Source organism: uncultured Frigoribacterium sp., assembly GCF_963515265.1.
Classification (GTDB): Bacteria; Actinomycetota; Actinomycetes; order Actinomycetales; family Microbacteriaceae; genus Frigoribacterium.
In genome coordinates, this window is record NZ_CAUPYL010000092.1 from 1 (window position 1) to 9903 (window position 9903).

9 protein-coding genes are annotated in these 9903 nt (G+C 72.8%); 3 read left to right on the top strand and 6 right to left on the bottom strand.

Features of this window, described 5'->3' with window-relative positions:
• Positions 1 to 110: 110 nt before the first annotated feature.
• Entirely contained in the window at positions 111 to 764 is a 654-nt protein-coding gene (locus RWM17_RS08885; protein ID WP_314102820.1) for a M15 family metallopeptidase, read from the bottom strand.
• A 452-nt stretch (positions 765 to 1216) separates the two neighbouring features.
• Here RWM17_RS08885 and RWM17_RS08890 point away from each other — a divergent pair, with 452 nt between their 5' ends.
• Entirely contained in the window at positions 1217 to 3106 is a 1890-nt protein-coding gene (locus RWM17_RS08890; RefSeq protein ID WP_399540346.1) for an MDR family MFS transporter, read from the top strand.
• Positions 3107 to 3203: 97 nt separating this feature from the next.
• On the top strand, positions 3204 to 3809 hold the full coding sequence (locus tag RWM17_RS08895) for a MarR family transcriptional regulator (RefSeq protein WP_314102823.1): 606 nt from the start codon (positions 3204 to 3206) through the stop codon (positions 3807 to 3809).
• Here the strand turns inward: RWM17_RS08895 and RWM17_RS08900 are convergent.
• Entirely contained in the window at positions 3806 to 4693 is an 888-nt protein-coding gene (locus RWM17_RS08900; protein WP_314102824.1) for a site-specific DNA-methyltransferase, read from the bottom strand. The two genes, RWM17_RS08895 and RWM17_RS08900, sit on opposite strands and share 4 nt — an antisense overlap.
• Positions 4694 to 4752: 59 nt before the next feature.
• Here RWM17_RS08900 and RWM17_RS08905 point away from each other — a divergent pair, with 59 nt between their 5' ends.
• The gene (locus RWM17_RS08905; RefSeq protein WP_314102825.1) at positions 4753 to 5037 is read left to right on the top strand and encodes a GNAT family N-acetyltransferase; all 285 of its coding nucleotides are present in this window, start codon (positions 4753 to 4755) and stop codon (positions 5035 to 5037) included.
• A 213-nt stretch (positions 5038 to 5250) separates the two neighbouring features.
• Here RWM17_RS08905 and RWM17_RS08910 read toward each other — a convergent pair whose 3' ends face one another.
• The 4 genes from RWM17_RS08910 to RWM17_RS08925 all read right to left on the bottom strand — a co-directional run.
• Positions 5251 to 6300: a biotin/lipoate A/B protein ligase family protein gene (locus tag RWM17_RS08910; protein ID WP_314102828.1), complete on the bottom strand. Its 1050-nt coding sequence runs from the start codon at positions 6298 to 6300 to the stop codon at positions 5251 to 5253.
• Between the two features lie 176 nt (positions 6301 to 6476).
• A complete protein-coding gene (locus RWM17_RS08915; protein WP_314102831.1) occupies positions 6477 to 7355 on the bottom strand; it encodes an alpha/beta hydrolase in 879 nt (292 codons plus the stop codon).
• Positions 7356 to 7618: 263 nt separating this feature from the next.
• Positions 7619 to 8254: a PepSY domain-containing protein gene (locus RWM17_RS08920; RefSeq protein WP_314102834.1), complete on the bottom strand. Its 636-nt coding sequence runs from the start codon at positions 8252 to 8254 to the stop codon at positions 7619 to 7621.
• 210 nt (positions 8255 to 8464) lie between these two features.
• Positions 8465 to 9903, bottom strand: a 1439-nt coding sequence (locus RWM17_RS08925; RefSeq protein ID WP_314102837.1) for a HAMP domain-containing sensor histidine kinase, incomplete at its 5' end; no start/stop codon positions are given.

Below are 9903 nucleotides of genomic sequence, written 5' to 3' on the forward strand. Positions count from 1 at the left end.
CCCCAGGCCCCCCCCCCGCCGGGGGGCTGTCGGGCGCGGGTGGTGGGGGGCGCGGGCGCACCCACCCGCGTCCGGGGGGCCCCCGGACTCGCCCGTCGTCGGCTCCGGGCTCAGCCGGCGTAGGTCGGCGCGGCCGGCAGGCCGAAGAACTCCTCGAGCGTCGTGACGCCCGTCGTGTGCAGCTCGGTCGCGAGCGGCACCCCCACGTAGCGGAAGTGCCACGGCTCGTAGGTGAACCCCGTGACGGCCGTCTTGTCGGCCGGGTAGCGCAGCAGCCAGCCGTAGCGCCACGCGTTGGCGGCGAGCCACTGCCCCTGGGCGGTGTCGCCGAAGCAGGCCTGAAGGGCGCAGCTCAGCGGGATCGGGCTGATGTCGGCGACGAGGCCCGTCTGGTGCTCGCTGTGCCCGGGGCGCGCGCTCTGGATGTCCGCCTGTGCCTGGCCGAGCCGGTCGACCCAGCCCTGGTACACGCTCACCTGCGTGGCGTACGACCGGTACGCGCTCTGGACCTGGAACTGCCCGGCCCCTTCCGCCTCCCCCGCGGCGAACAGCGCGAGCAGGGCGTCGCCGGCCTCGCGGCGGAACACGGGAGGGTTCTGCGACGCCACGTCGATCGTGACGAGGTCGCTCGGCACGTAGTCGATCGGGCTCAACGGCCTCAGCTTGTCGCTCACGACCCAGAGGCTCGCGGGGTCGTCGATCGACATCGCCGACTTGTCGAAGGCGGGCGCGGCAGGCGTCGAGGGCTCGGCGGGGCTGGTCACGGGGGCAGGCTCCTCGGAGGGCTCGGCGGTCGCGGCGGGAGCAGACGACGAAGGAGGCGCGCTCGGCCTCGCACTCGTGCTCGCGTCCGGCGCGGCACCCGAGGTGCACCCCGCGAGCGCAGCCGTCACCAGGGCCAGCGCGAGCGCGGCCAGCGGAGCCGACGCCGACGGGCGGCGACGCGACGGGCGGCGGCTGCGGGAGGACGGCATCGCACCAGGCTACGGCTCCTCCCCCGGCAGCTGGTCGGCCGGCTCCGTCCCCAGGCTCGACGTCACGTCTGGTGGAAGCCGTGCCGGTGCAGTACTTTTGCGGTCTGCGCACGTTCGGTGCGCCTCCCTCGGCTGCAGCGTCGCCGCCTCGCTCCTCCCGTTCCGCAGCCCACGCCCGGTCCCGCCGCTCCCGTGCTGCTCCGCCGTCTCACCACCTCGTGCCCTCCGAAGGACGCCGCGCCATGTCGAGAACCACCGCCTCCTCCTCCCCGGCGACCACCGCCTCCTCGGCACCCGCGGAGCGACAGGGGCTGATGACCCACCGCCAGATCCTCTTCGTGATCTTCGGCCTGATGGCGGGCATGTTCCTGTCGGCGCTCGACCAGACGATCGTCGGCACGTCGATGCGCACGATCGCCGACGACCTCGACGGGCTGAGCCTGCAGGCGTGGGTGACCACCGCCTACCTGATCGTCTCGACGATCTCGACGCCGATCTACGGCAAGCTGTCCGACATCTTCGGCCGGCGGCCGCTGTTCCTGATCGCGATCTCGATCTTCCTGCTGGGCTCGCTGCTGGCCGGCTTCTCGACGAGCATGTACCAGCTCGCGCTGTTCCGTGCCGTGCAGGGCATGGGCGCCGGCGGCCTGATGGCGCTGCCGCTGACGATCATGGGCGACATCCTCGCTCCGCGCGAACGCGCCAAGTACCAGGGCTACTTCCTCGCCGTGTTCGGCATCTCGAGCGTGATCGGCCCGCTGGTGGGCGGGCTCTTCGCGGGCGCCGAGCAGATCCTGTTCGTCACCGGCTGGCGCTGGGTGTTCCTCGTCAACCTGCCGATCGGCGTCGTCGCGCTGGCGGTCGTCGTGCGGTTCCTGCACATCCCCGGCCAGGTGCGTCGCGAGAACGTCCGCATCGACTGGTGGGGCGCAGCCTCGGTGATCGTCGCCGCCGTGCCCCTGCTGCTCGTCGCCGAGCAGGGCCGCGAGTGGGGCTGGTCGTCGCCCGGCGCCTTCGCCTGCTACGTGATCGGCGCCGTCGGCATCGTCTCGTTCGTCATGGTCGAGCGGGCGATGGGCGACGACGCGCTCATCCCGCTGAAGCTGTTCCGCAACGCCACGTTCTCGATGGCGACCGTGCTCGGCGTGCTGGTCGGCTTCGGCATGTTCGGTGCCCTGCTGACCGTGCCGCTCTACCTGCAGCTCGTGCTCGGCTCGACGCCGACCGAGAGCGGGTTCCAGATGCTGCCGATGATCGCCGGGCTGATGATCTCGTCGATCGTCTCGGGCCAGCTCATCTCGCGGACCGGCCGCTACCGGATCTTCCCGATCACGGGCACCGCGTTCATGTCGCTCGGCTTCTTCTGGTTCACGAACCTCTCGTACGACAAGCCCTACTGGTTCATGATGATCGGGATGCTGCTGATCGGCCTCGGCCTCGGGCAGCTGATGCAGACGCTCACCATCGCGTCGCAGAACTCCGTCGGCCCGCGCGACATCGGCGTGGCCACCTCGGCGTCGACGTTCTTCCGCCAGATCGGCGGCACGCTCGGCACCGCCGTGCTGTTCTCGGTGCTCTTCTCGCGGATCCCGCAGACGATCGCCGCGGCGTTCGCCGACCCTGCGCTGCAGCGCGACGCCCAGGCGGCACTGGCCGACCCGAGCGTCACCGCCGACCGCGCGAACGCAAGCATCCTCGGCCTCTACCAGGCGGCACAGAACGGCGACACGTCGTCGGTCGGTGGAGCCCTGAACGGCAACACGTCCTTCCTCAACACGGCCGACAGCCGGCTCGCGGCGCCGTTCCTCGACGGCTTCGCGCAGGCGACCGTCACCGTGTTCTGGGTCGCGCTCGGCATCGTGCTGCTCGCCTTCGTGCTCAGCTTCTTCCTCAAGGCGTCGCCACTGCGACAGAAGTCGGCCATCGACGAGGCGAACGACGACCGGCTCGCGGCCGAGCTGGCGGCGCAGGAGGCGGCAGCCGCGTCGGGTGCGCTGGTCGCGCCGCCCACGGGGAGCGTCCCGGTCGTCGAGGGCGACGGGCCGCCGTCGGAACGACCCGCGTCGAACCCGCCGTCGTCGGACCGCCCCGCGTCGGGCGAGCCGTCCTCGGACCGGACCACGTCGAGCTGACCGGGGCTGGTCGCTCCCGCCACGAACTGGCTGGGAACCCCGCGCGACACTCGCCGCAGGATGGAACTCCCTGATCGGCTTAGCTACACTCTCTAGCATGCCTCCCGAGCCGACCCGGCGTAACTACGACGCGACGGGGTACTGGTACGGCTCCAGCGCCAGCGAGCGCGGAGTCGCCGTGCTGAACGCCCTGCGCCGCTACCGTGCCGCCGAGTCGGACATGCGTCGTCGCACCCGCGACAGCATGAAGATGAACGAGACCGACCTCGCCGCGCTGCGGTTCCTCGTGCGGGCCGGCCGCAAGCACGAGCCCGTCAGCGCCAAGGTGCTGGCCGAGCACCTGGCCATCACCTCCGCGTCCACGTCCGTGCTGATCAACCGGCTCGTCGCGAGCGGCCACGTCGAGCGCCTGGCCCACCCCACCGACAAGCGCGGCGTCCTGCTGCGGGCCACCGAGGGCACGCACGCCGAGGTCACCGACACGCTCTCCGGCATGCACGGCCGCATGATCACCGCGGCCCAGGGCCTGTCGCCCGACGAGACCGCGGCAGTCGTCTCGTTCCTCGAGGCGATGACGGCCGCCGTCGACGTCGACGACCACGCCCTCGCCGAGATCGCCCTCGCCGAGGCCCGAGCCGAGGCAGAGGCTGAGGCCCTCGCCGAGCTCGAGGGCCGCCTCCCTGCCCCCGCAGCGACCGCCTAGCTGGCCGAGGAGGCCCGGGGCGGCTCGGCGACGACGAACGTCGCATCGGGGAGGCGTCTGCGCATGACGGCCACCGCCTCCTCGTTGCTGTCGACCAGGACGTAGCGGCGGCCCGCGGCCGACGCCACCGCGCCCAGCGTGCCGCTGCCGGCGAAGAAGTCGAGCACCCAGTCGCCCTCGCGCGACGACGCCTGCACCATGCGGCGCAGCACCCCCTCGGGCTTCTGCGTCGGGTAGCCGGTCTTCTCGCGGCCCGTCGGCGACACGATCGTGTGCCACCAGACGTCGGTCGGCAGCTTGCCGCGCGCGACCTTCTCGGGCGTCACCAGGCCGGGAGCCATGTACGGCTCGCGGTCGACGGTCTCCGAGTCGAAGAAGTACCCCTTCGGGCTCTTCACGTAGACGAGGATCGTGTCGTGCTTCGTCGGCCACCGGTTGCGGCTCTTGGCGCCGTAGTCGTAGGCCCAGATGATCTCGTTGAGGAACGAGTCGCGGCCGAACAGCGCGTCGAGCAGCACCTTCGCGTAGTGCGCCTCGCGGTAGTCGAGGTGCAGGTAGAGCGTGCCGTCGTCGGCGAGCAGCCGCCACGCCTCGGCCAGCCGCGGCTCGAGGAACGACCAGTAGTCGTCGAAGCGATCGTCGTAGCGCATCAGGTCGCCGCGGATGCGCTCGTAGCCGAGGCCCTTGAAACCGGTCACGGCAGTCACCGAGTCGGGCACGCTGCGGACCGACGTCGTCGAGCGCCGTGTCTGTGGCCGACCCGTGTTGAACGGAGGGTCGAGGTACACGACCGTGAACGCGCCGTCGGGCAGCGTCGGGGTCACGTCGAGGTTGTCGCCGTGGACCACGAGACTCGAGGAGGCGCGGGTCCAGTCGACGGGCATGGTCGCCATCCTCTCGCACCGCTGGACGACCCCCGAGCCACCCGGCGTACCGTGTCGGGATGAGCACCGCAGTCGAGAACCGTCCCGAGCAGAACCAGTACGTCCTCGTCGAGGACGGCAGCACCATCGGGCTCGCCGCCTACGACGTCGTCGGCGACGAGATCCGCTTCACGCACACCGAGATCGAGCCTGCCCGCCGCGGCGCCGGCCTCGGGGCGCAACTGGTGCAGGGCGCGCTCGACGACGTCCGCTCCGAGACGTCGCTGCGCGTGGTGCCGATGTGCCCGTTCGTCGTCGACTGGGTCGACGAGCACGTCGACTACCAAGAGCTCCTGACGCGCTAGGCCCTCAGGGACGGGCCCGGCCTCTGGCTCGGGCTCGGGCCTCCTGGCCCGCACCGGCCTGGACGCCACGTCGAGTGGTCAGTTCCTGTCGTTCCCGCGCGCGGGAGGGACAGGAACCGACCACTCGGCGGCCCCGGGAGTAGGGGGCGAGCCCCGATCGTCGCGACTGACCTCGGCGAGAGGTCTCGGGCACCGGGCCCGCGCCTCCTGGGGTCAGGGCACGCGGCGGAGCCACTCCGGCGTGGCGAACTTCGTGGTGACGAGCTGCTCGGCCGCCTGGAGCTCGTCGTCCGTGACGTGGCCGACCTCGGCGCCGTAGAGGCCGGTGAAGGTCTGCTTCATGCGCTCGATGATCTCGGCGCGCGGCAGCCCGGTCTGGCTGCGCAGGGGGTCGACGCGCTTGGCGGCGCTGGTCGTGCCCTTGTCGCTCATCTTCTCGCGGCCGATGCGGAGCACCTTCACCATCTTCTCGCCGTCCATGTCGTACGACATCGTCGCGTGGTGCAGCAGGGCCCCGTTGCCGAGGCGCTTCTGGGCGGCCCCGCCGATCTTGCCCTTCGCGCTCGTGATGTCGTTCAGGGGCTGGTAGAACGCGTCGATGCCGAGCGACTTCAGGGCCGTGATGACCCACTCGTCGAGGTACGCGTAGCTGTCGGCGAAGCTCATGCCCTGCACGAGCTCGCCGGGGGCGTAGAGCGAATAGGTGACGATCGACTGGGCGTCCATGAACATGGCGCCGCCTCCGCTGATGCGCCGCACGACCTCGAAGCCGTGCTCGGCGGCCGCGTCGAGGTCGACCTCGTTGCGGAGCGACTGGAAGCTGCCGATGACGACGGCGGGCTGGTCCCACTCCCAGAAGCGGAGGGTGGGCTGGCGGCGGCCGGCCCCCACCTCCTCGGTCAGGACCTGGTCGAGGGCGAGGTGCATGTTCGGCGAGACGGGCGCGTCGTGGATGATCTGCCAGTCGTGGTCGCGCCAGTCGGTCGCCTTCGAGAGGCTGCGGCGGATGGCCGTCGCGACGGCGTCGGGCGAGAAGCCGAGCAGGACGGCGTCGTCGGGGAGGCCCGCCTTGATCGCCGCGGCGATGGACGCCGCGTCGGACTCGACCGGCAGGCCGTTCACCGCACGGTCGATGGCGTCGAGCGCCGTGTCGGGCTCGAGGAAGAAGTCGCCCGCGAGCCGGAACTCGGCGATGCGGCCCTCGCGCACCTCCAGGTCGACCACCACGAGCTTGCCGCCAGGGACCTTGTACTCACCGTGCATGGCTGCAGCCTATGCCTGCGCGGTCTGCGCTGGTCTTGTCGCAGATGCCGACCGCAGCGGCCGGATCCACCCCGCAATCCCTGGATATCCCACTATGCGAGGCCCGGCGGTCGGCATCTGCGGCCTGGGCAGGTCAGGGCGAGTGCACGCGGCGGGTCAGGGGCGCGGCGGCGAGGTCAGGGGCGGGGGCGCGGGAGGCGGGCGTCGAGCCACGCGACGAGGTCGGCGAAGACCTGGGCCCGGTTCGTCTCCTTGAAGACCTCGTGCCGGGCGCCGTCGTAGACGACGAGCTCGACGTCCGTGAGGCCGCTGCGCGACACGTAGGCCTCGGCGAGCTTGCGGGCGCTCTCCTCGCCGCCGAGCGGGTCGTCTCCCCCGACGAGGACGAGCAGCGGCACGTCGCGGTCGAGCTGCTTGGCCGGGCGCCCGAGCAGCCGCAGCGCGTCGCGCCAGCCGAACAGGGTCGCGACCTTCGCGTCGACGGCGAGCGGGTCGGCCGCCATCTCGGCCGCGACCGCCGGGTCGCGGCTCAGCCACTCGAACCCGGTCGTGCCGAGGTGCGCGTGCCGGGCGTTGAGGTCGCCGCCGTTCATGCTGCCGGGCACCCGGTACGCGGTCCCGCTGAGCACGACGGCGTCGTAGAGCGAGGCCCGCTCGTCGACGATCTTCTGGAGCATCAGCGACCCCCACGAGTGGCCGAGCGCCACGAGGGGGAGGCCGGGTGCGTCGTCGCGGATGATCCCCGTGAACTGGACGACCGCCTCCACCGCTCCCCGCAGCCCCGACGGGCCGAGACGGCCGAGCTTCGTGTGGTCGCCGCCGTGCTGTCCGAGGCCGGTCGCGCCGTGGCCGAGGTGGTCGTCGGCGTAGACCGTCCAGCCGGCGCGGACGAGCTCCTGCGCCAGCTCCTCGTAGCGGAGCGCGTGCTCGCCCACGCCGTGCATCAGCTGGACGGAGCCGCGCGGGTCGGCCGCCCGCCAGACGTACCAGTGGACGGTGACGCCGTGGGCGTCGACGAACGTGTGGTCGCCTCGCGCGGCGGAGAAGGTGGGCACGGTGTCATCCTCGCATCGTGGGGCCGTGGGCGGCCGGCGGCTCGGCGCCAGGGGCGACTCGGGCTGCAGAACCCGACCTGAAGGGCTGCAATCACCGGATATCGAGGTGTTGCAGCCCAGGCAGGGCCCGAACAGTCGGCATTTTCGGAACCAGAACCGGAACCGGGAACGGAGCCCGGGCATACGCCGCGCACCCTCCGGCGCGCACGGGGGCGTGCGCAGGGCCGGAGGGTGCGGAGGGTGCGCGGACCGCGCCGGGCAGGTCAGCGGCGGTCGTCGACGTCGGTGCGGAGCACCCCGAAGGAGGCGTCGAGGTCGACGTCGACCTCGGTCCCGTCGTCGAGGCGCACGTCGACCTCGTACGCGGTGTCGCCGTCGTCGCTGCGGTCGGCGTCGGTCACGGTGCCCCCGCCGGCAGCGGCGATCGCGGCCGCGGCGGCCTGGTCGAAGTCGGCTCCGACGAGGTCGTCGTCGTCCGTGCGGGAGGTGCTGCCCGAGGTGCTGTCGGAGCCGGGCGTGCTCGACGAGTCGTCGGAGAGGTCGCCGTCACGGCCGGAGTCGTCGTCGCCGTCGCGGTCGTCGCGGCCGTCACGATCGTCGTCGATGCGCGACGAGGAGACGCTGAAGTCGTCGCCCAGCAGCACGGTGCTCTCGCGGCCGTCGGGCAGCACGACGTCGACCTCGTAGCCGGGCAGGCCGTCGTCGAGACGGTCGACGTCGGTGACGGTGCCTCCGCCGGTCTCGGCGAGCGCCGCCTCCTGCGCACGGTCGTTCGCCGCGCCGCCGACGCGGTCGTCGAGGGTCGACGCGACGGCCACGCCGCCGCCGCCCAGCACGAGGATCCCGACGACCCCGCCGGCGACGAGGAGGGACTTCTTGCTCTTCAGGACGTTCTTCACGGTGTCTCCGATCGTGGGGCCGCGGTGCGGCGGGCGGTGCTCTCTCGAGCGATGACCCCACTGTCTCGGGCAGCCCCTGAAGCGCCCCTGAAGCGACCTGAAGGAACGTTCAGCGACCACCGCCGCCGCCGTGCGTCGCCGCACGGCCGGGCAGCGGGGCGTGCGCCGCAGGGACCTCGGGCGACGAGGAGGCGGGGCCGGGCAGGCAGGTCAGGAGGCGTCGGCCGGCAGGTCGACGACGAAGCGCGCCCCGCCGAGCGGTGACGTCTCGACCCGCACCGAGCCGCCGTGCACGCGCACGATCTCGGCGACGATGGCGAGGCCGAGGCCGCTGCCTCCGGCGTCGCGGTCGCGGGCCTCGTCGAGGCGGACGAAGCGCTCGAAGATCCGGGCGCGGTCGTCCGCGGCGACCCCCGCACCGTCGTCGTCGACGGTCAGCACCGCGCGGCCGTCGGCCGTCTCGACGAGCCCCACGGCCACCGCCGAGCGCGCGTGCCGGGAGGCGTTCGCGACGAGGTTGCGGACGACCTGGCCGAGCAGCCCCTCGTCGCCGCGCACTCGTGCCGGCCCCACGGCCGTGGCGTCGACGGAGACACCCGCACCCCCACCCGCACCCGACCGCAGGCGGGCCGCCTCCGTCAGCACGAGGTCGTCGAGGTCGACGGGTCGGCGGGCGACGCCGAGCGCGCCCTCGTCGGCGCGGGCGAGGACCAGCAGTCCCTGCACCAGTGAGGTGAGGCGCGCCTCCTCGCCGAGGACGGTGCCGGCCAGCGCGCGCCCGTCGATGCTCTCGGGGTGCAGCAGCGCGACCTCGGCGTGCTGGCGGATCGTCGCGAGCGGCGTCTTGAGCTCGTGCGAGGCGTCGCCGACGAAGCGCCGCTGCGCGGTCGCAGAGGCGTCCAGCCGGTCGAGCATGCCGTTCAGGGTCGAGGCGAGCCGCGACACCTCGTCTCCCCCGCCCGGGTCGGCGAGGCGGTGCGACAGGTTCGCAGCGGTCACCTCGGCGACCTCGCGGCGCATCGACTCGACCGGGCGCAGCGCCCGCCCGACCACGAACCAGGTCGTCACCCCCAGCACGAGCAGCGCCACGGGGACGGCCACGCCGAGCGTGAGCAGGCTGGCCGAGGAGGCGGCCTGCGCCTCGTCGAGGGAGCGTGCGGCCACGACGTCCCACCGTGTGGTGACGGTCTGGACGTCGAGGTCGTCGTCGTCCTCGGCAGCAGCGGCCGCGCTCGCGTCCTCGGCGGCCTCCCGCGCGTCGTCGGCGGCGTCGCGTGCGGCCTCGGCGGCGTCGTCGTCGTCGTCGAGCGCGTCGTCGTCGTCGGACGGGGACTCCGGCGGCTCGGTCTCGGAGGAGGGGCTCGCGCTCGGGCTCGGGCTCGGGCTCGGCGACGGCGAGGGAGTCGACGTGGTCGTGCTCACCGACTCCGCACCGTCGGTCTCGACGACGAAGTCGTCCCCGTCGAGCGAGACCCGGCTGCCCGAGGAGGCCCCCGCGAGCTGTCGCGCGTACCCGGCGAGGTCGTCGTCGCCGCCGGTCGCGACGAGCTGCCCCGCAGGGTCGAAGACGGCCACGAGGGCCCCGTCCGCGTCGCCCGAGACGGCGACGGCCGGGCTGGAGCCGCCCGCGAGCGCGGCCACGGCACGAT